Raw genomic sequence first — 23,936 nt, 5'->3', positions numbered from 1 at the left:
CAATGACGATGTTGCGGATTAGCCAACAATCCCGCGAACGATAAAGAACAACAACGAAGGCCCGAGCAAGCAGCCAAGCCCGGTGTGGAAGGTCGCGGTCAACGCGCCATAAGGCACCAGGCGCCGGTCCGTCGCCGCCAAACCGGCGGTCACGCCACTGACCGTCCCGGCCAGTCCGCCGAACACCATCGCCGAGCGCGGGTTGTCCAGGCCCATCCAGCGCGCCGCCATCGGCGTGCCGACCATCACCAGAATCGCCTTGATCAGGCCAGTGGCAATCGACAGCGCAACCACATCGGAACTGGCGCCAATCGCGGCGCCGGTCACTGGGCCGACGATGTAAGTCACCGCACCTGCACCAATGGTGGTCATGCTCACCGCATCGCGATAACCGAATGCCCAGGCCATGCACGCACCGACAATGAACGGCAGCACCGTGCCCAACAGCAGCGCGATCACGCCGATCAGACCGGCCTTTCTCGCTTCCGTGGCCTGCACTTCGAATGCCGTGGCAACGATGGCGAAGTCCCGCAGCATGGCGCCGCCCATCAGACCGATGCCGGAAAACAGCGTCAGGTCCGCCAGGCCTTTTTGCCCGCCGGTCATCGTACCGCCGACCCAGGCCAGCACCAGGCCGATGACGATGGCGATGGCCGAACCGTGAATGCGTCCGAAGGTCAGGCGTTTGGAGAGAATGACCGACACCCACATGATGATGCCGACGAAAGCGAATGCTGTGACCAGGCTGTTGGTTGCCAGGCCTTTCTCGATGATTTCCCACATATCAGCGACCTCCTGCCGAAGCGCCAACCGGTGTTACATCCGCCGGCTCAGCGGGCAAGGGTTCGCCTTTGTGGGTCCGGCTGATCAGGGCAATGGTGCAACCGCAGACCACCACCGAACCGATCGCCGCCAGCACCGCCACCGGGCCGCCGTGCAAGGCCGTGACCACGTTCTGCTGTGCCGCCATCGCCACCACCACCGGGATGTACATGGCGCCCCAGAAGCCGACACCCATCTCGCAGTCCTTGGTCATGCCGCCACGGTTGTGCATCCACAACCGTGCGCAGATCAGCAGGATCATCGCGATCCCGACACCACCGACGTTTGACTTCACCCCCAGCAACACACCGAGCATGTCACCCATGATCACCCCTGCCAACGTACAGATCGCCAACAGCGCCACACCGTAAATAATCATTGTTGTAGTCCTCAAAGTGCATTTCGAATGTTGTTTTTGTTGTTCGAAGCCTGAGTTCAGGAGTGGCGGCTGCCCTCCTCTCGCATCAGCGCCTGCAAGGTATCGAGCCGCGCACCGTCGAAGGCAATCACGGTGCCCTGCTCGAACACCCGGCGCGCCAGCCCGGTGAGCACCGCGCCGGGCGGCAGTTCGATCTGCAGGCGTACGCCGCGCTCGTAGGCGCTTTGTACCGTGCCGCGCCAATCGACGATGCGGCACATGTTGAAGGCCAGGTCGTCACGCAAGGCTTCAGGCTTGATCATCGGACGCGCGCGACTGCCACTGAGGTAACCGATCGCCGGTGTTTGCATCGGCACACTGGCGAAAGCTTCGGCCAGGCGTTGTGCGGGCGCCTCAAGCAATGGGCAATGGGACGGCACGCTCACGGCCAGACGCTTGGCCAGGCCAGCCCCGCGCCCTTTCGCCAACTGCGCCACCGCGCTCATCGCCGCATCGCTACCGGCAATCACCACCTGGTTATCGGCGTTGATATTGGCCAGATAAACCGGCGTTTGCGCGCTGTGCACCTGGGCCAGAAGCCCCTCCACCGTGGCCAGGTCCAGACCGATGATCGCCGTCATGCCATAGCCTTGTGGATAAGCCTGCTGCATCAGTTCACCGCGCAGGCTGACCAGATGCAACGCATCGCTGAAACTCAGGGCACCGGCCACCACCGCTGCCGGGTAGGCGCCGATCGACAAGCCGGCCACGTAGTCTGGCGTCATGTCCAACTGGCGTGAAGCAGCGACACCGGCGATCAGCAGGCAAAGCTGCACAGCCCTGGTTGACTGCAACGCTTCGGCAGAATCCAGCTGCGTCACATCCTCCCCCAGCAGGTCGCTTGCCTCGTTCAACATTTCCCGAGGCAAACGCGCCAGCATGCCGGGTTGTTGCGCGCCCTGACCGGGAAACACCAGCAAGCTGCTCACGCTGCTTGCTCCTGTGGATTCCACGGATCAGTGACCAGGCTGGCCTGGGTGGCACTTTTCAACAGGACCCGCGACGAAGTGCCGGCCCATTCGCGCAAGGCTACGGCGCCCGAAGGTGTCTGCAACTGCAGGTCCACACGGCACACGGACGTGTCGAGAACGGCCACCAGCGCCTGCGCGTCGACACGACTCAACGGACATGACGTACGCAGAATCAGATCGAGGTCGCTGCCCTCGTGCAAAGCGGCAAATCCACTGGCCAACTCGAACCCGGCGCTGCCGCTGACACCCCAGACCCAACCACTGTCATCGAGGTGCCCGCGAAGTTGCGCCAAGGCTCGCAGCGCCGGGAAATCACGCCTGCCTTGCACATGACAGAGTTCCTCCGGCCGCACCCGCCGTGTGATGGCGGCGACTTCCATCAGCGTCGCAAATCGCTGTTCACGCAACGGCCCGCGCACGCCCACCGCCACCTGCCCCGCCGCGCTCAAGGCGCGTCGGACCACCACCGGCTGACCGGCACCGATCGACTCGATCACCCACGCAGGCGCATCCGCAGGCAATTGCTGCGGGGTCATCCCCCACAGCAGGTCGTGAGCCAGAAGCGCCTTCACCACTGCGCTCTCAGCAATTGGCGCACCTTGCTCGATGCCGCACGGTTACTCGCACCGAGGCGACCGCTCAGATCACGGCCACCGGCGGCCACGTCGCCAATCGCCTGATGCAGGCAATCGGTCACCCGTGCCAGATCCGCCGCAGTCGGCTGCTCGATCTGCTCCACCGACAAGGTTTCCCACAGCAGTCCGAGGCTGGCATAGCTGTCGATGTCGTACGCCATGGGCGGCACGCTGGCAGCCAGGGCTTCGAGTTCCTCGACGCTGCGCAAGGTCACCCGCGCCGCCGACGCCTTGCCCATGGCGTGCACCATCACGCCCGGATCGCGCAGGGCGATCAAGCGGTTGGCCTGATAGCCGTGGGCCAGAAACGCGCCCGACATCGCCTTGCCCACCAGCAAACCGATCACCGCATGACCCGCCAGACGGGCACGGGCATAACTGTCCGCCGCCGCGGCCAGCGCCTGATGAATGCCCAGGGCCTCTTCGCGTCGACCGTAAGCCTGGCTAGGCACGTCGACGATGGCGATCAAGGCGCGCTTGTGTGCCTTGTTCTGATCAGCGGCGATGACGTCATCCACGGCCTTGGCCAGGCCCCAGCCTTCGAGCAGACCCACTTCGCCGCTGCGTGCGCGGACGAAGCGGTTTGCCGGGTCGGCCACCACCGCGATGAAACGCACAGGCTGATCGCCCAGCACGGCGTCCGCGACCTTCAGCGAAGCCGGCAATCCCTCGACCGCTTTCGCCCCGGCGCTCAAGGCGTCGAACCAGTTCAAGCCACGCAGGGAATACGAACTCATGGGCATTCTCCTTGGTACAGATCGCGAACCACTGACGGTTCGATTTGCGGTTCGGCGTCCAGGCGCGCCAGGCGTTGCAGGAACAACTCGGCCTGACGACTGCGCGGTTGCGCCGGCAAACCTTGCTGGAGCAACTCACCCACCTGTTGGCGGATCTGCGCCACGTCGTCGGCAACATAGCGATCCACCAGGCCACTGGCGAAGCGCTGCTCGCCACCGGTCAGGCTCCAGATGAAGGGCCGGTCGCGGGAGTCGTACTCTTCAAGCCCCGCTTCCTGCTCGATCACCTGCGGACCGTTCAGGCCGAGTCGCGCTTCCTGTGTGACCAACAGGTAGCTGCACAAGCCGGCGGCAATCGACATGCCACCAAAGCACCCGACACTGCCCGCCACCACACCGACCACGGGCTGGTACTGCTGCAAGTCGACAATGGCTGCGTGTATGTCCGCAATCGCCGCCAGGCCGAGGTTGGCTTCCTGCAAGCGCACGCCGCCGGTTTCCAGCAGCAGCACCGCGCGGGTGGCAATGCCGTTGCGATTGTCTTCGGCGGCCAGTTCCAGTGCGCCGGCAATCTTGGCCCCACCGACTTCACCGAGGCTGCCGCCCTGGAACGCACCTTCGATGGCCGCAATCACCACCGGCAAACCATCGAGGTTGCCCTTGGCGATCACTACACCGTCATCGGCTTGCGGCACTACGCCCTGGCGCGACAGCCACGGCGACATGATGCGCTGGAACGGATCGAGCAATTCGCGGAAGGTGCCGACGTCGAGCAAGGCTTTCGCCCGCTGCCGCGCACCGAGTTCGACAAAGCTGTGCTTGTTCAGCAGGGATGCGCTGTCAGTCATGGCCGATCTCCTCGAAACCCTGTTCCAGGCGTAGGCGCACCACGCCCGGTGTCGCACCGAAGTCGTGGATTTCGATGGCCATCGCCGGTGGCGTCTGGCCGTCGAACATCCGTGCGAACAGATGCTGCCAGCGCTGTTCGCTGCCATTGACCGAGGTCTGCACGTTGATCGTCAGCTTGCCGGCCTGACCCGGCTCGATCAGCACTTCCAGGTCGCCAGAGCCGACACAACCCACCAGGGTGCGGCCGCGTGACGGCTGCCCGGCGGGGAATTCAAAGGATAAGGTTTCCATCAAAGCACTTCCCTACTTGAATGGCTGAGGATGAAGCCATCGTCCGACTCGACACGGTCGATGAACAGGCAGGCGGCGAGCAGGTCCGCGGCACCACCAGGCGAGGCATTCAACGCGATGAGTTGTTGGTCCAGCTCATGCAGGCGGCGACGTCCGGCGAGGCTGGCGCTGCCACCCGCTTCGAGCACCGCCAGGGCGCCCGTTTGCATGGTGTTCAAGCCTTCTTCCCCCGCGCGATAGAGCACGCAGGTGTCGGCAAGATTCGTCATGATCGCCAGCAGCGCATCGAGCCGAGCGTTCTGCTCGCCATGTCCGGCGCTGCGGCTGCGTTTGAGTTGCGGCAACGCGCGTTGCATAACCGCCGGGAAGCCCAACTGTGCTTCTTCACGGGCACCGCGAACGCCGTAGCGTTGGGCGACTTGCGCACCGTGACTGAGCGGGCGCGGTGCAAAACGGTCGTCGAGCAAGGCCAACCGCGCAGCCCGTAACGCCACGCTGTTTGCACTGCAGGATTGCGGCTCCAGCGCTACGGCTGTGACCAACAGGCCCAAGGCCCAGATCGCCCCACGATGGGTGTTTACGCCACCGGTGGTGTCGAGCATCGCCTGCTCGCCTTCGCGACCGATGCGGCCTACGGCTTCGCGCAGGGGCAAGCCGACTTCGCCGAACTCGGTGGCGGCTTCCGCCATTTCCTTGAACGCCGGCCACAAGGACAACGCCGAAGCGTGCATCAGCCCCAGGTGCAGATCGGTGTGGGCGCCATTACCGCGACGATCGACCAGTGCCGGTTTCGGCGACAAGTCAGCCTCGTCGATCAGCACGTCCACCGCCAGGTCCGCCAGCCGTTCGGCCAGGCTCAGTTGTTTCGGTTGCAGGTCAAGTGCGTGCATTACCAGCTCCTGAACTTGGCGGGCGGGTTGTAGAGGCCACCGGACCACTCCACCAGATCGGCCACGCTTTTCGCCGCGAGCAGTTCGCGGGTGGCGTCGGTGCGGCGGATGCCGAGGTCTTCGGGCAAGGCGATCAGGCCTTCGCGGCGCATGCGCGCGGTGTCCTTGGGGTTGTGACGCAAACCGATGGCGGTCACCCCGGCGACGGCGGCGATCATCGCCTGGCGCTCTTCCAGCGAGCGCGCCTTGTACAGGTAGGCGATGCCTTCTTCGGTCAACAAGTGGGTGACGTCGTCGCCGTAGATCATGATTGGCGCCAACGGCATGCCGCTTTTCTTCGCCACATCCACCGCGTCGAGGGTTTCGACGAAGGTCGGTTTGCCGCCCTCCTGGAACGTCTCGACCATCTGCACCACGAGCTTCTTGCCGCGTTCGAGCATCGGTTCGGCCACGTCGGTGTTGCGCATGTCGAGCCAGGCCGGCGTGCCGTGGCGACGACCGCGCGGGTCATGGCCCATGTTCGGCGCGCCACCGAAACCGGCCAGGCGCCCACGGGTCACGGTGGACGAATGGCCGTCGCCATCGACTTGCAACGTCGCGCCGATGAACAGGTCCACGGCGTATTGCCCGGCCAGTTGGCTGAACATCCGGTTGGATCGCAGAGAACCGTCGCGCCCGGTGAAGAACACATCCGGCCGCGCCGCAATGTAGTTCTCCATGCCCAACTCGGTGCCGAAGCAATGCACGCTTTCGACCCAGCCACTTTCAATCGCCGGGATCAGGGTCGGGTGCGGGTTCAGCGTCCAATTGCGGCAGATCTTGCCTTTGAGGCCGAGGGACTCGCCGTAGGTCGGCAGGATCAGTTCGATGGCAGCGGTGTTGAAGCCGATACCGTGGTTGAGCGACTGCACATTGTGTTTTTCGTAGATCCCGCGAATCGCCATCATCGCCATCAGCACGTGCACGGGCTTGATGTGCCGAGGATCGCGAGTGAACAGCGGTTCGATGTAGAACGGCTTGTCGGCCACCACCACGAAGTCGACCCAGGACGCCGGGATGTCGACGCGCGGCAGGTCGCTGACGTCGTCCACCAACTGGTTGACCTGGACGATGACGATGCCGTCGCTGAAGGCCGCCGGTTCGATCAGTGCCGGGGTGTCTTCGGTGCTCGGTCCGGTGTAGATGTTGCCGGCGCGGTCGGCCATGAACCCGGCCGAGAGCACGACGTTGGGAATCAGGTCCACCACCAGCCGTGCATAGAGTTCGATGTAGGTGTGGATCGCACCGATTTCCAGCAGGCCATCTTCGAGCAACTGGCTGATACGCAGGCTTTGGGTGCCGGCAAAAGAGAAGTCGAGCTTGCGGGCGATGCCGCGTTCGAACAGGTCCAGGTGCTCGGCGCGACCGACACTGGGCATGATCATGTGCAGGTCATGCAGCTTCGCGGGGTTGGCCTTGGCCAGGGAACGCGAAAGAAAATCCGCCTGCTTCTGGTTGTTGCCTTCGAGCACCACGCGGTCGCCGGGCAGGATCAATGCCTCCAGCGCCGCGACGATGTTGTCGGTGGGCAACACCACACCGTCGGCAAGACCTCGCACCAGCTCGAGACGCCGCTGCTTTTCGCTGCGCCGCCGCGTCCATCGCGAGTCGGGGGATATTGTTGTTGTCATGACCACTCCACGGGTTCGCTGTCGTGGGGGACACCTTAGGAGTGTTGGGTGGGTGCATCAATCAAGCGGAGTGGTGGATCATTACGCTCAGGGTAATGGTTGTCTGGACTGGCGCCTTCGCGAGCAGGCTCGCTCCCACAATGGGCCCGTGTCGCACACAAGCCCTCTGTGGGAGCGAGCCTGCTCGCGAAGACACCAGTGCAGTCACAGCAAAACCAGAGTCAGTCGATCAATCCGGCATCCACCAACAACGCCTCCAGCGCCAGCAAATCCGGCACCTTGGCCACCTGCTCCCCCACCTGCACCGCCGCCCGCTCCAGCGCACACAACGGCACATCCACATAACTCAACTGGCTGTCGAGCTTGCAGGAGCGCGGAATGCCCTGTACCAGCAGCGCAATGAATTTCAGCTCGGGACGCCCGCCCAGGGTATTGAGGATGACAATCCGCGCACGTTCGCCGATGACGATTTTCTGCCCGCAGGCCGACTCGAAACTCAGCAACGGAATCTGTCGATCGCGCCACGTCACCAGGCCCAGATACCACGGCGGCGTATCGAGGTCGAAAGTCCCCGGTGGCTGGTAATCGATCAGCTCGGCAACGGCGACGTTGGGCAGGATCAGATGGCGGTCGGCCAACGGCAACAGCAGGCCGGTGAGGTTGCTGGTGCGGTGCTCAAGCATGGGTCTTGCTCCACAAGGCGATGCTTTCGAGCAGCACCGATTCCTGGTACGGCTTGCCAAGGTAGTCGTTGACGCCAATGGCCATGGCCCGATCGCGGTGTTTCTGTCCGGTACGTGAAGTGATCATGATGATCGGCAGGTTGCGCAGGCGTTCGTCGTTGCGCACCCGGGTCGCGACTTCGAAGCCGTCCATGCGTGGCATCTCGATGTCCAGCAACATCAGGTCGGGCATGTGCTCTTCCAGCAGCAGCATGGCGTCGACCCCGTCCTTGGCGGTCAGCACGGTCATGCCATGGCGTTCGAGCAAACGGCTGGTGACCTTGCGCACGGTGACCGAGTCGTCGACCACCATCACCAGCAGCGGCCGATGCGATTCGACCTCGACTTCTTGCCCCGCCGGACGTTGGGGTACACGGACCTGCATGGCGCGGATCGGCGCCAGCAAATCCAGAATCAGCACCACTCGGCCATCACCGAGAATTGTCGCCCCGGATACCCCTTTCACCGCCGCGAATTGCGGCCCCAGACTCTTGACCACGATCTCGCGGGTGCCGGCCATGGCATCCACCTGCACTGCGATGTGCCTTTCATTGCACTGCACCAGCAGCACCGGCAACGGCATGCTCTGGCCCAACAGTTTCGGGCGCGGGCTGGTTTTCAGCAGCTCACCCAGATAGCACAGTTCGTAACGTTGCCCGGCGTATTCGTAGGTTGGTGAATCGAAACGGAAATACCCTTCGAGCTCGATGGGCAGGACGCGCACGATGCCTTCGATGGTATTGAGCGGAATCGCGTACAGGTCTTCACCGCACTGCACCATCAGCGCCCGGTTGACCGATACCGTGAACGGCAGGCGAATGCGAAAATGCACGCCCTGTCCGGGCACCGAGTCGATGCTCATGGTGCCGCCCAGTTGCCGCACCTCTTCGTGCACCACGTCCATTCCGACCCCACGCCCGGAGATCTGGGTGATTTTCTCGGCGGTGGAAAACCCCGGCTGCAGGATGAACTGCAATACGTCGTGATCACTGATGACGCTGTCCGGGGCGAGCAGGCCGCGCTTGATCGCCTTGCGCCGCACGGCGTCCAGCGGCACACCGGCACCGTCGTCGCGGATGTCGAAAATGATGTCGCCACCTTCGCGCAGCAGATCGAGGGTGACCTTGCCCTTGGCCGGTTTCCCCGCCGCCAGTCGCGCTTCGACGGACTCAAGGCCGTGGTCGACGGCGTTGCGCAGCATGTGCTCCAGCGGCGCGGCCATGCGCTCAAGGACATTGCGATCCATCTCGCCTTCGGCGTTATCAACGATAAAGTCCACGTCCTTGCCCAGTTCGTCGGCCACTTGCCGGACGATGCGCTGCAAACGCGGGAGCATGCGTTCGAACGGCACCATGCGCGTGCGCATCAGGCCTTCCTGCAATTCAGTGTTGATGCGGCCCTGCTGTTGCAGCAGGTTTTCCGCATCCTGATTGCGTCGTTCGAGTGTTTCCTTGAGGTCGAGCAAGTCAGAGGCCGATTCGAACAGCGCCCGAGACAACTGCTGCAACTGCGAGTGGCGGTCCATTTCCAGCGGATCGAATTCTTCGTAACCCAGGCGTTCGGCATCGACTTGCTGACGGCTGAGGATCCGCCCCTGGGTTTCCGTGTCGAGGCGGCGCAACTGGTCGCGCATGCGCTCGATGGTGGTTTCCATCTCATTCAGGGCGATGTGCGCATCGTTGACCTGCTGTTCGATCCGGCCACGGAAGATCGAGGTTTCGCCGGCCAGATTGACCAGATCGTCGAGCAGTTCCGCCGAGACCTTGACCATGTCCGCCCCGGCATCGGACGGCGGCGCCAGCGGCTCGGCCTTGGGCGTGGCCGGCATCACAACCGGCATGGGCGCGCCAGGCACGGTCGGGTGGCTGAAGTTCTTGATCGCATCGATCAACCGGTCGGCCGGCGGCATCGGCTCACCCGCTCGGGCCGCATCGAGCATCTGCGCCAGGCGGTCATGGCTGCGCTGCAACAGCGCAAACAACGGTTCCGTCGGTTGCAGCGCGCCAGTGGACAGGCCTTCGTAGAGGAACTCCAACTCATGGGCCAGATCGCCAATCGCGGTGATTTCCACCATGCGCGCGCCGCCCTTGAGGGTATGCAGGTCGCGCAGCAGGGTTTCCACTTCCTGACGATTCGAAGGCTGGGCCTGCCAACGCTCCAGCGCCGCTCCGGAGCTTTCGATGATATCGAAACCTTCCTCGAGGAAGATCTCCAGCAATTCCGGGTCGTGTCCCGCCGAGTCGTTATCGGTAGCTTGCCGGGCCGCCTCGGCGACACCTGCATGACCTTGACGGTAGGCACGAATGGCTTCGATCAGCTCTAGAGAGTCGTCCAGTGGCTGGTTGAGCTGCAACTGTTCGAGATGCAGCGTCAGTCGCTCATGGCTCTGTCGCAACAGCAGCGCCAGCGAATCGCTGAAGGCGTAGCGACGGTCCAGCAGGCCTTGGTAAAGGCTTTCCAGTTCTTGGGCCAGGTCGCCAACCGGCCCGACCTCGGCCATGCGCGCGCCGCCCTTGAGGGTGTGCAAATCCCGTTGCAGGGAGGACAGCGGCGCGGCGTTGTCCGAATCGCGCAACCAGCGCTGCAAGGCTTGACCGGCGCTTTCGAGGATATCCACCGCTTCTTCAAGGAAGATCGCCACGATTTCCCCATCCGGCTCGCGCCCCTCTCCTGTAGGAGCGAGCACGCTCGCGATGGGCTCACCGGCGCCGCGTTCATCCAATGACAACGCGTCATCGTTAACGTCCATCGCGAGCTTGCTCGCTCCTACAGGGGCAGGGGGTAGCGTGCGCTCAAGCTCTGCGGTGGCGTTGCCCAGCTCGCGGATGCTCAGGCTGCGGCTGCCATCGCTGCGGATCAGGCCCATGGCCGACGGGTCGAGGCTCTCGTCGAGCAGCTCGCGCAAGGCCCTGATCCGTTGCGGCTGCGGGCTGACTTCCTGACCCGCGGCCAGTTCGTCGAGCATGTTGATCAGCGCTTCGTGGGCGCCCTGTGCCTCATGGAAAAACCGCTCGCTGACGGCGAGGCTGCTTTCTTCCACGGCGCCGTAGAGATCGAGCAACGCTTCGCACAACTCATCCACCGGATGCAGGTCGGCCAGATGGGCGCCTTCGCCGAGGGTGGTCAATTCGTCCAGCAGCGCGCTGAGTTCCTGACGTTCGCCGGGGTGTTGCTGCCAACGCTGCAACAGGCTTTCGGCATCCAGCAGGATGTCCATGCCCTGGGCGAGGAAGTTGTTGATCAGCTGCGGATCGCGCTTGATCCGCAGCCCGGTGTTCGGTGTGCTCGGGAGGTTTTCCAGGCGTTCGGCCAGCAGTGCCCTGGCTCGCTCGGTCAAACCCCGGGCGCCGGGAATTTCCGCCAGCGGATCTGTCTTGAGCTGGCGCAAGCCCAGGCGGAACAGTCCTTCCGCTTCCAGCAGCAATTCGACTTCATCCAGATCCAGCGCGATCAGGTGCGCCTTGTATTCCCGGGCCAGTTGATCCAGCGGTGCGGCCAGCTCGGCAATCGGCAAGACACCCGCCATGGAGGCACTGCCCTTGAGGGTATGCAAGGCACGCTGCAATTCGTCGCTGGCCTGCAGCGGCACATGTTCGGCGGCCTGATCGAGGAAACGATTGAGACTGCTCAAATGGGCTTCGGCTTCTTTGCGGAAGATCTCCAGCAACAGCGGGTCGAGGGCCGCGACATCTTGCGTATCTTCATCGGACACCGGCTCACTGCCCTTGGCCAGGGCATGGGCACGGGCGGCCAATTGATCGACATCGTTGCGCTGACGCTGGGCATTGGCAGCGTATTCGGCCACCAGTTCCGGCAGCAGATGCAGCACATCGCCGATCAGTTGCTGCACCGTAGCGCCTGGCTCCACGCTGTTTTCCAGTACGCGGTTGAGCAGGTTTTCCACGGCCCAGGCCAGCTCGCCCAGCACCAGCGCGCGCACCATGCGGCCACTGCCCTTGAGGGTATGAAAGGCGCGGCGCAGCTCGCTCAGGGCCGAGTGGTTGTCAGGGTTGAGCGACCAGCGCGGCAAGTACTCGCGCAGGATCTCCAGGACTTCGTCGGTTTCTTCGAGGAACACCTCGCGCAACTCCTCGTCCACCGGCGCTTCGCCTGGGGGTGGTGGCAGCAGGCTGCCCGGAGTATTCAGCGCGGGCGGGTTCAGGCTCGAAACCGGGCTGGCGAGCACATCGGCCAGGGTCTGGACGATCTGCGGATCATCCAGCTCCTGCATCATCTGCATGACCTGCGCGTCGCTCGGGTTGAGCACCTCATCCAGCACCGGCACATGCTGCTCGCTGGGGAAAAAACCGAGGTTCACCAGGCTTTGTTCCGCGACATCGAGCAGGTTTTCGCCCTGCGCCTGCGGGTCATCGCCGAGGCGCTCGAGGTAGTACTCGATGCTGGTGATCACGTCGGCCAGGCTGTCCAACTCCTGCCAGCCGGGTTGACCCGGCTCGAGCAACAGGTGCTCGCGAATAAAGTGATTACAGGTTTCGACCAGGCTGGCCGCGCGACTCAACGGAATCATCGCCAGCGCACCGCGCACCTGGGTCAGCAAGGCCGGCAGCGCCTGCAAATGCTGGCGGTCCCAATCGGCGTCGATGTAGTCGACGATCATGTCCTTGGCCTGCTGCAAACAAATGCGCGCCTCCTTGATCACGATCTGATGGATCTGCGTCAGATCGGTGGTTGGCAGGCGATTGTCGTCCTGGCTCTCCGGCTCCACGGTCCCGACCATGCCGGCCAGCGTCGCTTCGACGTACAACAGGGCCCCGGCAACGTCCATGAGGATCGCATCGTTGGGTTCGCGCTGGCCCTGAACAAGGCTGAGCACCACCGCCAATTGGTCGATGATCACCTTGCGCGGCTGACCGAAGCCCAGGACCGCCAGGGTGTCGGCGATTTGCCGCAGCGGCGCCAGCAGGCTGTCGAGGTCGGAGGTGTGCTGGCGGTCACTGCGCACGAACAGGTCCAGGCGCTCCTTGACCCGCACCAGTTCTTCGCACAGCGCGGCCAGCACCGAGCGCATGGCGTCACGGTCGGGACCGGCCAGCCGCGCACGTTCTTCATCGACCATCGCGCTGTCGGGCAGCGCGTCGTCCAGTGAGTAGCGTTCTTTCATGGTCAGCATCTGCCCGGTGGGATGTTCGGCCTTGGCAATGTAGAAGAGCAAACTCTTGAGCAGCTCAGGCGGGGCCGGTTGATTGATGCCGTGCATGCCTTGTTCGAGCAGGCGCTTGAGTTCCTTGTCGGCATCCTTGAACAGGCTGCGCAAGGCCGGGCTGTTGGCAATCGCGCCGCCCTGCATGCCTTCGACCAGCGCCGATGCCACCTGCCATAACGGGCTCAGGGGAGCGTTGCCGCACAATGCTTCGAGGCGGGCGAAGACCTTGGTCAGGTAATCGAGGTTGGTGTCGTCGTCCTGTTCACGCAGGAATCCGACCAGCGCCATTTGCAGCATCTGCCGTAACTTGCGCAGTACATTGGGCAATTCGGCCGGTTCCAGCTGCGCCAGCGTTTGTGCGTCCAATGCTGGCAACTCGGGCAATTGCGGGCTGAACAGACTGGTCTCCGACAGCAGGCTTTCACCACGGGCGCTGCGCAGATCGTTGAGCAGGGGCAACACCACCAGTGGCAAGTCACGGCGCGCGCCTTGCACCCGATCGAGGTAGATCGGCAACTGCCCGAGGGCCTGCATCAACAGGTGCAACGCCTCGTCGCGATGGCTGACACGATTGCCCTGCAAGGCCATGGCCAGTTGTTCCATTTCTTCGGCGAGCAACGCCGCACCGTAGAACTCGACCATCTGCAAGCTGCCGTGGACCTGATGGATGCACGCCAGGCAATCATCCAGCGCATGCGTCGCCTGCGGGTCATCGAGCAAGGTTTCGATCGCGTGATGAGCCTGTTTCAGCGTTTCGGCAATCTCGCCCTTGACCCACTCGAGGGCCACATAGTCGTGCCGATCACCCATAACCACTCCAGTCACAATAGTTCTACCTGCGGGCGGTTCACGCCTTGTCTACAGCTTGCGCCTTGGCCGCCGGCAAGGTGAAGCCGGACACCGAGCGACGCAACTGGCTGGCCATTTTCGCCAGGTTGCCGATGCTGTCGGCCGTGGCGGTGGAGCCTGACGAGGTCTGCGAAGTGATCTGTTGGATCACGTTCATCGTCAGGGAAATCTGGCCGGCCGACGACGTCTGCTGTTGCGCCGCATTGGAAATGCTCTGGATCAACGCCGCGAGCGTCTTGGACACGCCTTCGATTTCCTCCAGGGCCACACCGGCATCCTGCGCCAGACGGGCGCCGCGCACCACTTCGGTCGTCGTCTGCTCCATGGAGATGACCGCTTCGTTGGTATCGGCCTGGATCGCCCGCACCAGGGTTTCGATCTGCCGGGTGGCGGCGGACGAACGCTCGGCCAGGCGCTGCACTTCATCGGCGACCACGGCGAAACCGCGCCCGGCGTCACCGGCCATGGACGCCTGGATGGCCGCGTTGAGGGCAAGGATGTTGGTCTGGTCGGCAATATCATCGATCAGGCTGACAATGTCGCCGATTTCCTGTGAGGACTCGCCCAGGCGCTTGATGCGCTTGGCGGTGTCCTGAATCTGCTCGCGAATGTTGTCCATGCCGTGGATGGTGTTGTGCACCACCTCGTTGCCCTTGTTGGCGATTTCCACCGAACGCTCGGCAACCGCCGACGACTCAGCCGCGTTGGCCGATACCTGGTCGATGGACTCGGCCATGTCGTTGATCGCCATGGACGCCTCGGAAATCTGTTGGGCCTGATGTTCCGAAGCCTGGGCCAGGTGCATGGCGGTGGCCTGGGTTTCCTGCACGGCGGCGGCAACCTGGCCGGCGGTGAGGTTGATGGTCGCGACCAGGTCGCGCAACTGGTCGACGGAGTAATTGATCGAGTCGGCGATGGTGCCGGTAAAGTCTTCGGTCACCGAGGCGGTCACCGTGAGGTCGCCGTCGGCCAGGTCTTCGATCTCGTCGAGCAAGCGCATGATCGCGTTCTGGTTACGCTCGTTTTTCTCGGCGGTTTCGCGCAACTGACGATTCGTCTCACGCACCATTACCAGGCCGATCAGGATGATCGAAGCCAACGCCAGCAAGCCCAGCACATAACCGCCAATGGTATCTGTGGTGCGCCCGCCCACCATGTTTTCAAAACCGCTGGCCAGGTGAGAGGCTTCGTCGAGCAGGGTTTGCGACAGGCTGAAAATGTTCGAGGCCGATTCACGGACCTTGAACAGCTCCGGCGAGGTTTCGAGGATCTCGTCCACCGAGCCCGAGACGAATTCGAACAGTTCGGCAATCTCCGCCAGTCGCGCACGGGCGTCGCGGTCTTCGACCTGACTGACCTTGAGCGCCGGGTCGCCCTGCAGCATGCCGTTGAGCACCTTGCCGAACTGCGTGGCGTCGCGTCCGAACACATCGGCGGCCTGCTGTGAATTTTCGTCGCCGGCCAATACCGTATTGACCGCGCCGAGGATTCGCTCGGCCAGCAGCGATTGGCGCTGGGCCATCGCCACTTGGGCAGCCGGGGCGCCTCTTTGCAGGAGAATCTCGACGACTTTCTCGTATTCGACCTGCAACTGCGGCACGGTTTCGGCCAGGGTGGCGGCAACCTGATGCAGCGACAGTACGGTTTGCTCGCTGGAAAGGATCGCATCGGTGTTTTTCAGCAGGCGCTCCCAGTCCTGCTGCACCGCACGCATCTCAGGACGCACGGTGGTGGGGGCCGGCGGCAGGCCGGTGGCCGGGTCGCCCTTTTTCAGATAGCCCCAACGCCGGGCAAAGTCGTTGCGCGCATCGCTGAGCAACTTGAACGCGGCAGCCTTGCCGGCGGCGGCTTCGGTGGCGTTCTTGGCGATGCGCTGGGACAGCACGCGCAGCTCGCCGGCGTGGCCGATGTACTGTTTGTCGTAGGTAGCCTGGGTGTTGAGGTACGCGAAATTGGCGAACAGCAGCATGATGAAGATGATCAGCGCGATGAACAGCACGATAATCTGCGACCGGCTGCGCGACCCTTCCATTGGCTTGCCTGCTTTTGCTTTTATCATCGGTCCTCGCCTGTTTACCCATTTCCGGGTTCGCCCGGGACTCTGTGGGAGCGAGCCCGCTCGCGAAAGCGGTAGATCAGCCAATATCAATGTTGAACGGACTGCCGCCTTCGCGAGCAGGCTCGCTCCCACAAGGTGCTCTGTTGTTCCGGTTACACCGCGACGTTCATGAACCCCTGGGACTGCGTCAACGCAAACAGGCTGAACACCTGCCAACTCTGCTCGCGCTGAAACCGGCCTTTGACGAACGTCGCCATCGGTCCCTTCGACTCGTCTGCCGGCACCGGCTCCAGGCTGTCCTGGGCAAAGTGCTGGAGGCCGAAGACTTCATCGACCAGCAGCCCGGCAAACACCTCTTCGTGCTCCACTACCAACACTCGCCGCTGTCGGCGCACCGCCGAAAGCTCATGTCCGAAAAAGCCGCACAAATCCATGATCGGCAGCAATCGCCCACGCAAGTTGGCAACGCCCTTGACCCAGGGCTTGACCCCCGGCAACTGAGTGGAGCGAGGTTCGTGCAAGACTTCACTGACTTCGCTCATGGGCGCGACGTACCAGTGCTCGCCCAGGCGAAAACCGATGCCGCTCCAACTGTCCCGTCGGGGCGGCTGGGACGGCAAGTCCGCCGCCAGCAAACGACAGCGCCGGTCGATTTGCAGCAGCAGTTCGAATGCCGTCAGCGACTCGTTCATGAGCTGACGATCAACCGGCCAGCACGTTGTTCAGGGTTTTGACCAGGGTGTCTTCGTCGACCGGTTTGGTCAGGTAATCCCTGGCGCCCTGGCGCGTGCCCCAGACTTTGTCGGTGTCCTGATCCTTGGTGGTGATGATGATCACCGGGATGTGCCCGGTTTCCGGGTCCTTGGTCAGTTGGCGGGTTGCCTGGAAGCCGTTGAGACCGGGCATGACGATGTCCATCAGGACCGCATCGGGCTTTTCCTGGCGGGCCAGGGCCACGCCGTCGGCACCGTTTTCGGCTTTCAACACTTCATGACCGTGCTTTTCCAGCATACCGGTCAGTTTGTACATTTCGGTCGGCGAATCATCGACGATCAGAATACGTGCCATGGTCTTCCCCATTCTTGTCGACGCCGGGCCCGATGGCCGAGCGTCACTGTGCGTGTCCTACTGCGGCAAAACGGCGGCGAAACCAGGAACGTGGGCCTGGATCGCATCAAGCAATTCTTCCCTGCTGAACGGCTTGGTCAGAAACTGGTCAGAGCCGACGATGCGCCCCTTGGCCTTGTCGAACAGCCCGTCCTTGGATGACAGCATAATCACCGGCGTGGACTTGAACGCGCTGTTGTTCTTGATCAGGGCGCAGGTCTGGTAGCCATCCAGGCGCGGCATCATGATGTCGACAAAGATGATGCCGGGGTGATTGTCGGCAATCTTGGCCAGGGCATCAAAACCGTCGATGGCGGTGATGACCTCACAACCCACGTTCTTGAGCAGCGTTTCGGCGGTGCGACGAATCGTCTTCGAATCATCGATCACCATGACCTTCAAGGCGTTGGGGTGCTGTTCCATAAAATGCTCTACCGTCGCCTTTGTGAAACAATTTGTCCGTTTGCCGGTTAACGTGGCTCGAAACCCTTGATGTTCAAGGGCCGGCACGACATGGCAGCCTTTTTAGCACAGTCTCCGGAACCAATCTATCGGCCGACCCGCAAGGTGGTTTTTCCTTGACCGGGAACACACTCAGCGCCACTCTGACGCCACTTTTATACGGTCCTTTGGACTGATCTCCTGTAGGAGCGAGCCTGCTCGCGATGGTCGCCAACGATGACGCGTGTCCGCAGGCTGAATGCGGAGTTCTGAAGTCCATCGCGAGCAGGCTCGCTCCCACAGGGATCGGCATAGGCCTCACCCACTTCAGAGGAAAACCCAATGAGCGTTCGCGTCGGGATTGTCATGGACCCTATCGCCAGCATTTCCTATAAAAAGGATAGCTCGCTGGCCATGCTGCTGGCCGCGCAGAAGCGTGGCTGGGAGCTGTTCTACATGGAGCAGCGCGACCTGTATCAGGGCGAGGGCCAGGCCCGGGCGCGGATGCGACCGCTGCAAGTGTTCGCCAACCCGGAAAAATGGTTCGAACTGGGCGCCGAAAGCGATGCGTTGCTGAGCGATCTCGACGTGATCCTGATGCGCAAGGATCCGCCGTTCGACATGGAGTTCGTCTACTCCACCTACCTGCTGGAACAGGCCGAGCGCGCCGGCGTGCTGGTGGTCAACAAGCCGCAAAGCCTGCGCGACTGCAACGAAAAGCTGTTCGCCACGCTGTTCCCGCAGTGCACGCCGCCGACCATCGTCAGCCGCCGTCCGGACGTACTGCGCGAGTTCGCCGACCACCATGGCGATGTAATTCTCAAGCCGCTGGACGGCATGGGCGGTTCCTCGATTTTCCGCCACACCGCCGGCCACCCGAACCTTTCGGTGATTCTTGAAACCCTGACCTTGCATGGCCAGCAGCAAATCATGATCCAGGGCTACTTGCCGGCCATCGTCGATGGCGACAAGCGCATCCTGATGATCGATGGCGAGCCTGTGGATTACTGCCTGGCACGGATTCCGGCCCAGGGCGAGACCCGTGGCAACCTCGCCGCCGGTGGTCGTGGCGAAGCCCGTCCGCTGACCGACAAGGACCGCTGGATCGCCGCGCAAGTCGGCCCGGCCCTGCGTGAAAAAGGCCTGTTGTTCGTTGGCCTGGACGTGATCGGCGAGCACCTGACCGAGATCAACGTCACCAGCCCGACCTGCATTCGCGAGATTGATAACGCGTTTGGCACCGATATTGGCGGCATGCTGATGGATGCCATAGAGAAGCAGCTGCAAGCTGCAAGCCTCAAGCGGCAAGCTTGAAGCGTGCGGAATACAGCTTGTCGCTTGAAGCTTAGAGCTTGAAGCTAAAAACCAACATTGCGTTATCATGCCGGGCTCGTAAAAACGCGATGTTGGTTTTTTTGCCATGACCCTCCCGTCCGATCTGCCTGCCGAACTCGCCCAGCGTGGCGTGCGCCCGGCCGATCGCCTCGGTTTTACCCTGTTCCTGGCAGCGTTGATCCACCTGGCCTTGCTGCTGGGCGTCGGGTTTGCAGTGGTCGAGCCCAGGCAGATCAGCAAAACCCTGGAAATCACCCTCGCCACCTTCAAGAGCGAAAAGAAGCCCGAGAAAGCCGATTTCCTGGCCCAGGAGAATCAGCAAGGCAGTGGCACCCTGGATAAAAAGGCGATTCCCAAGACCACCGAAGTCGCGCCATTCCAGGACAACAAGGTACAGAAAGTCACACCTCCGCCGGCTGCCAAACCTGAAGTCCAGGAAGCCCCGCCCAAGGCTGCCGTGACCACCGTGGCGCCGAAGCCGAAGAAAGCTCCGGCCAAGACAGAGGAACCCAAGGCCGAGGTCAAGCCCCAGGTCCAGGCACCGACGTTCGACAGCGAGCAACTGTCCAGCGACATCGCCAGCCTCGAAGCGGAACTGGCCGCCGAACAGCAGCTGTATGCCAAACGCCCGCGCATTCACCGCTTGAGCGCGGCCTCGACCATGCGCGACAAGGGCGCCTGGTACAAAGACGAATGGCGCAAGAAAGTCGAGCGCATCGGCAACCTCAACTACCCCGACGAAGCGCGGCGCAAACAGATCTACGGCAACTTGCGCTTGATGGTATCGATCAACCGCGACGGTTCGCTGTATGAAGTGTTGGTGCTGGAGTCGTCCGGCCAGCCGCTGCTGGACCAGGCGGCGCAACGGATCGTCCGGCTGGCGGCGCCGTTTGCACCCTTTACCGGCGATCTGTCGGATGTTGACCGGCTGGAGATCATCCGGACCTGGAAATTTGCCCGCGGGGACAGACTTTCAAGTAACTGACCGCCACAAATCCCCTGTGGGAGCGGTGTCGACCACCAAATTGCGCCATCCCCAGCTTGTCAGTTCGTCCCCCGAACGCCACACTAGCGCACATGAAAAACGTCAGCCCCAGCTACCTCAAGCATCAATTCCTGATCGCCATGCCACACATGGCCGACCCGAACTTTGCGCACACCTTGACCTACATCGTCGAGCACACGGCCAATGGGGCCATGGGACTGGTGGTCAACCGTCCGCAAGAGCTGAATCTGGCCGATATCCTTGAGCAATTGCGCCCGGATATCGAACCGCCAGCGCTCTGCCAGCACGTGCCGATCTTTATCGGCGGTCCGGTGCAGACCGATCGCGGCTTCGTCCTGCACCCCAAAGGGCTGAGCTTCCAGGCAACCGTTGATCTGGAAGACGACTTATCCCTGTCGACCACCCAGGACATACTGTTCGCCATCGCTGACGGCGTCGGTCCGGAAAAAAGCCTGATCGCCCTCGGCTATGCCGGTTGGGAAGCCGGGCAACTGGAAGCCGAACTGGCGCAGAACGCCTGGCTGACCTGCCCGTTTGACGCAGACATCCTGTTCAACACCAGCAGCGAACATCGCCTGGAAGCGGCCGCCAAGCACCTGGGCATCAACCTCAGCCTGCTGACCAGCCAGGCGGGGCACGCCTGATGGCCCTGCGGCTGATTCTCGGATTCGACTACGGCACCAAACAGATCGGCGTTGCGGTCGGCCAGGTAGTGACCGGCCAGGCCCGCGAGCTGTGCACCCTGAAAGCGCAGAACGGCATCCCCGACTGGAACCAGCTCGAAGCCCTCATCAAGGAGTGGAAACCCGATGCCGTGGTGGTCGGCCTGCCGTTGAACATGGATGGCACGCCCAGCGACATGTGCGCCCGAGCGGAAAAGTTCGCGCGGCGCCTGAACGGCCGCTTCAACCTGCCCTTTTATACCCACGATGAACGCCTGACCACCTTCGAGGCCAAGGGCGAACGCCTGGCTCGTGGCGGCCAGAAAGGCAGTTACCGCGACAACCCGGTCGACGCCATCGCCGCCGCCCTGCTACTGCAAGGCTGGCTGGACGAAAACACCGCACTGTTTGAATCCTGAAGAGCCGCTGCGCGTCTCTCTTAGCTACAACCCGAGCCACTCCCGCACAAGCCGGCTCGGGCCAAAGAAGGAGCAACCATGAGCCTGCCCAATCCCGCCGAACTGATCAGCCAGATGGCCAAGCGCCTGAAGGCTCACCTGGAACACCGCGGCATCAGCGACCCGCGCTTCATCGGCATCCGTACCGGCGGCGTCTGGGTGGCCCAGGCCCTGCTCAAGGAGCTGGGCAGCGATGAGCCCCTCGGCACCCTGGACGTATCCTTCTACCGCGACGATTTCAGCCAGAACGGCCTGCACCCACAGGTTCGCCCCTCGGCGCTGCCGTTCGAGATCGAAGGCCAGCACCTGGTGCTGATCGACGACGTGCTGATGAGCGGCCGAACCATCCGCGCCGCCATGAACGAACTGTTCGACTACGGTCGCCCGGCCAGCGTGACGCTGGTGTGCATGCTGGACCTGGACGCCGGCGAACTGCCGATCCGTCCGAACGTGGTTGGCGCGACCCTGTCGCTGGCCGCCCACGAACGGGTGAAGCTGTCCGGTCCGGAACTCGCACTCGAACTGCAAGACCTCGCCCTTTAATTCGCCCTATTGAGAGTCCCCCTTGCGATGACGCCTCTAGAAACCAAGCGCCCGCTGCAGCTCAATGATCAGGGCCAGCTGCGCCACTTCCTCTCGCTCGACGGTTTGCGCCGCGAGCTGCTGACGGAAATCCTCGACACCGCCGACTCCTTCCTCGAAGTCGGCGCCCGGGCCGTGAAAAAAGTCCCGTTGCTGCGCGGCAAGACCGTGTGCAACGTGTTCTTCGAGAACTCGACCCGCACCCGCACCACCTTCGAACTGGCGGCCCAGCGGCTCTCGGCGGACGTGATCACCCTGAACGTGTCGACATCGTCGGCAAGCAAAGGCGAAACCCTGCTCGACACCCTGCGCAACCTCGAAGCCATGGCCGCCGACATGTTCGTCGTGCGTCACGGTGACTCCGGTGCCGCGCACTTCATCGCCGAGCATGTCTGCCCGCAGGTAGCGATCATCAACGGCGGCGATGGTCGGCACGCGCACCCGACCCAGGGCATGCTCGACATGCTGACCATCCGTCGGCACAAGGGCGGTTTCGAAAACCTTTCGGTGGCCATCGTCGGCGACATCCTGCATTCGCGGGTCGCGCGCTCGAACATGCTGGCCCTGAAAACCCTCGGCTGCCCGGACATCCGCGTCATCGCGCCGAAAACCCTGTTGCCGATCGGCATCGAGCAATACGGCGTGAAGGTCTACACCGACATGACCGAAGGCCTGAAAGACGTCGACGTGGTCATCATGCTGCGCCTGCAGCGTGAACGCATGACCGGCGGCCTGCTGCCGAGCGAAGGCGAGTTCTACCGCCTGTTCGGCCTGACCACCGCGCGCCTGGCCGGCGCCAAGCCCGATGCCATCGTGATGCACCCGGGGCCGATCAACCGCGGCGTGGAAATCGAGTCGGCGGTGGCTGACGGTCCGCACTCGGTGATTCTCAACCAGGTGACCTACGGGATCGCCATTCGTATGGCGGTACTGTCCATGGCCATGAGCGGGCAGACCGCGCAACGCCAATTCGAGCAGGAGAACGCCCAGTGAAGCTCAGCATTCTCGGCGCCCGCGTGATCGATCCAGCCAGTGGCCTGGATCAAGTAACCGATATCCACATTGAAGCCTGCAAAGTCGTCGCCCTTGGCGCGGCGCCAGCCGGCTTTGTCGCCGTCGACACGATCGACGCCAAAGGCCTGGTGGCCGCTCCCGGCTTGGTCGACCTCAACGTTGCCTTGCGCGAGCCGGGCTACAGCCGCAAAGGCTCGATTGTCAGCGAAACCCGCGCAGCGGCGGCTGGCGGCGTGACCAGCCTGTGCTGCCCGCCAAAAACCAAACCGGTGCTGGACACCTCGGCGGTAGCCGAACTGATCCTCGACCGCGCCCGAGAGGCCGGCAACACCAAAGTCTTCCCGATCGGCGCCCTGAGCAAAGGCCTGGACGGTGAACAGCTTGCCGAGCTCGTGGCACTGCGCGATGCCGGTTGCGTGGCCTTCGGCAATGGCCTGGAGAGCTTCCGCAACAACCGCACCCTGTGCCGTGCACTGGACTACGCAGCGACCTTCGACCTGACGGTGATTTTCAATTCCCAGGATCACGACCTGGCCGAGGGCGGCCTGGCTCACGAAGGTCCGACCGCCAGCTTCCTTGGCTTGCCGGGCATTCCGGAAAGTGCCGAGACCGTCGCCCTGGCCCGGGATCTGCTGCTGGTTGAACAGACCGGCGTACGCGCACACTTCAGCCAGCTCACCAGCGCCCGCGGCGTGGAGCTGATCGCCCAGGCCCAGGCGCGGGGCCTGAAGGTCACCGCGGATGTCGCCCTGTACCAGTTGATCCTGACCGATGAAGCCCTGATCGACTTCAGCAGCCTGTATCACGTCCAGCCGCCGCTACGCACCCGCGCCGACCGCGAAGGCCTGCGCGCAGCGGTAAAATCGGGGGTAATCTCGGCGATCTCCAGCCACCACCAACCCCATGAGCGTGATGCCAAGCTGGCACCGTTCGGCGCGACCGAGCCAGGCATCAGCAGCGTTGAACTGCTGTTGCCGCTGGCGATGACCCTGGTCGAGGATGGCCTGCTGGACCTGCCGACGTTGCTGAAACGCCTGAGCGCCGGACCGGCCGAGGCCTTGCGCCTGCCGGCAGGCAGACTGGCGGTGGGTGGTGCGGCGGATATCGTGCTGTTCGACCCGGCGGCCTCGACAGTCGCCGGTGAAACCTGGTTGTCCAAGGGCGAAAACTGCCCATTCATCGGCCACAGCCTGCCGGGTGTAGTGCGTTATACCCTGGTGGATGGGCGGATCAGCCACCAGGCTTAAGACCGCG

Annotated in this window: 22 protein-coding genes; 7 read left to right on the top strand and 15 right to left on the bottom strand. The window is 63.1% G+C overall.

Annotated elements, in window-relative coordinates; genetic code table 11:
• Window positions 1–18: 18 nt before the first annotated feature.
• The 15 genes from madM to pilG all read right to left on the bottom strand — a co-directional run bounded on the left by madM (window position 19) and on the right by pilG (window position 17,607).
• A complete protein-coding gene (gene madM, locus CAG47_RS05390; RefSeq protein WP_085723890.1) occupies window positions 19–783 on the bottom strand; it encodes a malonate transporter subunit MadM in 765 nt (254 codons plus the stop codon).
• 1 nt (window position 784) lies between these two features.
• Complete coding sequence (gene madL, locus CAG47_RS05385) at window positions 785–1,201, bottom strand: malonate transporter subunit MadL (RefSeq protein WP_085723889.1); 417 nt, start codon at window positions 1,199–1,201, stop codon at window positions 785–787.
• A 56-nt stretch (window positions 1,202–1,257) separates the two neighbouring features.
• Entirely contained in the window at window positions 1,258–2,169 is a 912-nt protein-coding gene (mdcH, locus tag CAG47_RS05380; RefSeq protein WP_085723888.1) for a malonate decarboxylase subunit epsilon, read from the bottom strand.
• Complete coding sequence (locus tag CAG47_RS05375; protein WP_085723887.1) at window positions 2,166–2,786, bottom strand: malonate decarboxylase holo-ACP synthase; 621 nt, start codon at window positions 2,784–2,786, stop codon at window positions 2,166–2,168. Before CAG47_RS05375 ends, mdcH begins: the two co-directional genes overlap by 4 nt.
• Window positions 2,780–3,583 (bottom strand): biotin-independent malonate decarboxylase subunit gamma, encoded by an 804-nt coding sequence (gene mdcE, locus CAG47_RS05370; RefSeq protein WP_085723886.1) that lies wholly within the window; start codon window positions 3,581–3,583, stop codon window positions 2,780–2,782. The genes CAG47_RS05375 and mdcE overlap by 7 nt, the downstream gene beginning before the upstream one ends.
• The gene (locus CAG47_RS05365; RefSeq protein WP_085723885.1) at window positions 3,580–4,431 is read right to left on the bottom strand and encodes a biotin-independent malonate decarboxylase subunit beta; all 852 of its coding nucleotides are present in this window, start codon (window positions 4,429–4,431) and stop codon (window positions 3,580–3,582) included. The genes mdcE and CAG47_RS05365 overlap by 4 nt, the downstream gene beginning before the upstream one ends.
• Window positions 4,424–4,723, bottom strand: coding sequence for a malonate decarboxylase subunit delta (locus CAG47_RS05360; RefSeq protein WP_085723884.1), 300 nt, complete (start codon window positions 4,721–4,723; stop codon window positions 4,424–4,426). The genes CAG47_RS05365 and CAG47_RS05360 overlap by 8 nt, the downstream gene beginning before the upstream one ends.
• On the bottom strand, window positions 4,723–5,613 hold the full coding sequence (locus CAG47_RS05355) for a triphosphoribosyl-dephospho-CoA synthase (RefSeq protein WP_085723883.1): 891 nt from the start codon (window positions 5,611–5,613) through the stop codon (window positions 4,723–4,725). The genes CAG47_RS05360 and CAG47_RS05355 overlap by 1 nt, the downstream gene beginning before the upstream one ends.
• The gene (gene mdcA / locus CAG47_RS05350; protein WP_085723882.1) at window positions 5,613–7,283 is read right to left on the bottom strand and encodes a malonate decarboxylase subunit alpha; all 1,671 of its coding nucleotides are present in this window, start codon (window positions 7,281–7,283) and stop codon (window positions 5,613–5,615) included. The genes CAG47_RS05355 and mdcA overlap by 1 nt, the downstream gene beginning before the upstream one ends.
• Before the next feature lie 221 nt (window positions 7,284–7,504).
• Entirely contained in the window at window positions 7,505–7,966 is a 462-nt protein-coding gene (locus tag CAG47_RS05345) for a chemotaxis protein CheW (protein ID WP_085723881.1), read from the bottom strand.
• Entirely contained in the window at window positions 7,959–13,979 is a 6,021-nt protein-coding gene (locus tag CAG47_RS05340) for an Hpt domain-containing protein (RefSeq protein ID WP_085723880.1), read from the bottom strand. The genes CAG47_RS05345 and CAG47_RS05340 overlap by 8 nt, the downstream gene beginning before the upstream one ends.
• 37 nt (window positions 13,980–14,016) lie before the next feature.
• Window positions 14,017–16,077 carry a methyl-accepting chemotaxis protein gene (locus tag CAG47_RS05335; protein ID WP_085723879.1) on the bottom strand — a complete coding sequence of 687 codons (2,061 nt, stop codon included), beginning with the start codon at window positions 16,075–16,077 and terminating at the stop codon, window positions 14,017–14,019.
• A gap of 152 nt (window positions 16,078–16,229) precedes the next feature.
• Entirely contained in the window at window positions 16,230–16,769 is a 540-nt protein-coding gene (locus CAG47_RS05330) for a chemotaxis protein CheW (RefSeq protein WP_085723878.1), read from the bottom strand.
• Between the two features lie 10 nt (window positions 16,770–16,779).
• Window positions 16,780–17,145 carry a twitching motility response regulator PilH gene (gene pilH, locus CAG47_RS05325; RefSeq protein WP_085723877.1) on the bottom strand — a complete coding sequence of 122 codons (366 nt, stop codon included), beginning with the start codon at window positions 17,143–17,145 and terminating at the stop codon, window positions 16,780–16,782.
• Window positions 17,146–17,202: 57 nt separating this feature from the next.
• A complete protein-coding gene (gene pilG, locus CAG47_RS05320) occupies window positions 17,203–17,607 on the bottom strand; it encodes a twitching motility response regulator PilG (protein WP_085723876.1) in 405 nt (134 codons plus the stop codon).
• Between the two features lie 360 nt (window positions 17,608–17,967).
• On the opposite strand from pilG, the gene gshB reads away from it, so the two are divergent.
• From gshB to CAG47_RS05285, 7 genes are all read left to right on the top strand, one after another.
• Window positions 17,968–18,939 carry a glutathione synthase gene (gshB, locus tag CAG47_RS05315; RefSeq protein ID WP_085723875.1) on the top strand — a complete coding sequence of 324 codons (972 nt, stop codon included), beginning with the start codon at window positions 17,968–17,970 and terminating at the stop codon, window positions 18,937–18,939.
• A gap of 106 nt (window positions 18,940–19,045) precedes the next feature.
• The gene (locus tag CAG47_RS05310) at window positions 19,046–19,945 is read left to right on the top strand and encodes an energy transducer TonB (RefSeq protein ID WP_085723874.1); all 900 of its coding nucleotides are present in this window, start codon (window positions 19,046–19,048) and stop codon (window positions 19,943–19,945) included.
• Window positions 19,946–20,037: 92 nt separating this feature from the next.
• Entirely contained in the window at window positions 20,038–20,610 is a 573-nt protein-coding gene (locus tag CAG47_RS05305; RefSeq protein ID WP_085723873.1) for a YqgE/AlgH family protein, read from the top strand.
• Window positions 20,610–21,047, top strand: a complete 438-nt coding sequence (gene ruvX, locus CAG47_RS05300; protein ID WP_085723872.1) for a Holliday junction resolvase RuvX — start codon at window positions 20,610–20,612, stop codon at window positions 21,045–21,047. Before CAG47_RS05305 ends, ruvX begins: the two co-directional genes overlap by 1 nt.
• A gap of 78 nt (window positions 21,048–21,125) precedes the next feature.
• Window positions 21,126–21,629, top strand: a complete 504-nt coding sequence (gene pyrR, locus CAG47_RS05295) for a bifunctional pyr operon transcriptional regulator/uracil phosphoribosyltransferase PyrR (RefSeq protein WP_085723871.1) — start codon at window positions 21,126–21,128, stop codon at window positions 21,627–21,629.
• A gap of 27 nt (window positions 21,630–21,656) precedes the next feature.
• A complete protein-coding gene (locus CAG47_RS05290; protein WP_007939362.1) occupies window positions 21,657–22,661 on the top strand; it encodes an aspartate carbamoyltransferase catalytic subunit in 1,005 nt (334 codons plus the stop codon).
• The gene (locus CAG47_RS05285) at window positions 22,658–23,929 is read left to right on the top strand and encodes a dihydroorotase (RefSeq protein ID WP_085723870.1); all 1,272 of its coding nucleotides are present in this window, start codon (window positions 22,658–22,660) and stop codon (window positions 23,927–23,929) included. The genes CAG47_RS05290 and CAG47_RS05285 overlap by 4 nt, the downstream gene beginning before the upstream one ends.
• Window positions 23,930–23,936: the final 7 nt, after the last annotated feature.

The sequence above is a fragment of the Pseudomonas sp. R37(2017) genome (genome assembly GCF_002113375.1).
Taxonomy (GTDB): Bacteria; Pseudomonadota; Gammaproteobacteria; order Pseudomonadales; family Pseudomonadaceae; genus Aquipseudomonas.
This window is presented reverse-complemented; position numbering and strand designations above follow the sequence as displayed.

Excerpts from the sequence above, each read along its gene's own strand:
- madM (WP_085723890.1), bottom strand. The coding sequence starts at position 783 with ATGTGGGAAATCATCGAGAAAGGCCTGGCAACCAACAGCCTGGTCACA.
- madL (WP_085723889.1), bottom strand. The coding sequence starts at position 1,201 with ATGATTATTTACGGTGTGGCGCTGTTGGCGATCTGTACGTTGGCAGGG.
- mdcE (WP_085723886.1), bottom strand. The coding sequence starts at position 3,583 with ATGAGTTCGTATTCCCTGCGTGGCTTGAACTGGTTCGACGCCTTGAGC.
- CAG47_RS05365 (WP_085723885.1), bottom strand. The coding sequence starts at position 4,431 with ATGACTGACAGCGCATCCCTGCTGAACAAGCACAGCTTTGTCGAACTC.
- CAG47_RS05360 (WP_085723884.1), bottom strand. The coding sequence starts at position 4,723 with ATGGAAACCTTATCCTTTGAATTCCCCGCCGGGCAGCCGTCACGCGGC.
- CAG47_RS05355 (WP_085723883.1), bottom strand. The coding sequence starts at position 5,613 with ATGCACGCACTTGACCTGCAACCGAAACAACTGAGCCTGGCCGAACGG.
- mdcA (WP_085723882.1), bottom strand. The coding sequence starts at position 7,283 with ATGACAACAACAATATCCCCCGACTCGCGATGGACGCGGCGGCGCAGC.
- CAG47_RS05345 (WP_085723881.1), bottom strand. The coding sequence starts at position 7,966 with ATGCTTGAGCACCGCACCAGCAACCTCACCGGCCTGCTGTTGCCGTTG.
- CAG47_RS05340 (WP_085723880.1), bottom strand. The coding sequence starts at position 13,979 with ATGGGTGATCGGCACGACTATGTGGCCCTCGAGTGGGTCAAGGGCGAG.
- CAG47_RS05335 (WP_085723879.1), bottom strand. The coding sequence starts at position 16,077 with ATGATAAAAGCAAAAGCAGGCAAGCCAATGGAAGGGTCGCGCAGCCGG.
- CAG47_RS05330 (WP_085723878.1), bottom strand. The coding sequence starts at position 16,769 with ATGAACGAGTCGCTGACGGCATTCGAACTGCTGCTGCAAATCGACCGG.
- pilH (WP_085723877.1), bottom strand. The coding sequence starts at position 17,145 with ATGGCACGTATTCTGATCGTCGATGATTCGCCGACCGAAATGTACAAA.
- pilG (WP_085723876.1), bottom strand. The coding sequence starts at position 17,607 with ATGGAACAGCACCCCAACGCCTTGAAGGTCATGGTGATCGATGATTCG.
- gshB (WP_085723875.1), top strand. The coding sequence starts at position 17,968 with ATGAGCGTTCGCGTCGGGATTGTCATGGACCCTATCGCCAGCATTTCC.
- CAG47_RS05310 (WP_085723874.1), top strand. The coding sequence starts at position 19,046 with ATGACCCTCCCGTCCGATCTGCCTGCCGAACTCGCCCAGCGTGGCGTG.
- CAG47_RS05305 (WP_085723873.1), top strand. The coding sequence starts at position 20,038 with ATGAAAAACGTCAGCCCCAGCTACCTCAAGCATCAATTCCTGATCGCC.
- ruvX (WP_085723872.1), top strand. The coding sequence starts at position 20,610 with ATGGCCCTGCGGCTGATTCTCGGATTCGACTACGGCACCAAACAGATC.
- pyrR (WP_085723871.1), top strand. The coding sequence starts at position 21,126 with ATGAGCCTGCCCAATCCCGCCGAACTGATCAGCCAGATGGCCAAGCGC.
- CAG47_RS05290 (WP_007939362.1), top strand. The coding sequence starts at position 21,657 with ATGACGCCTCTAGAAACCAAGCGCCCGCTGCAGCTCAATGATCAGGGC.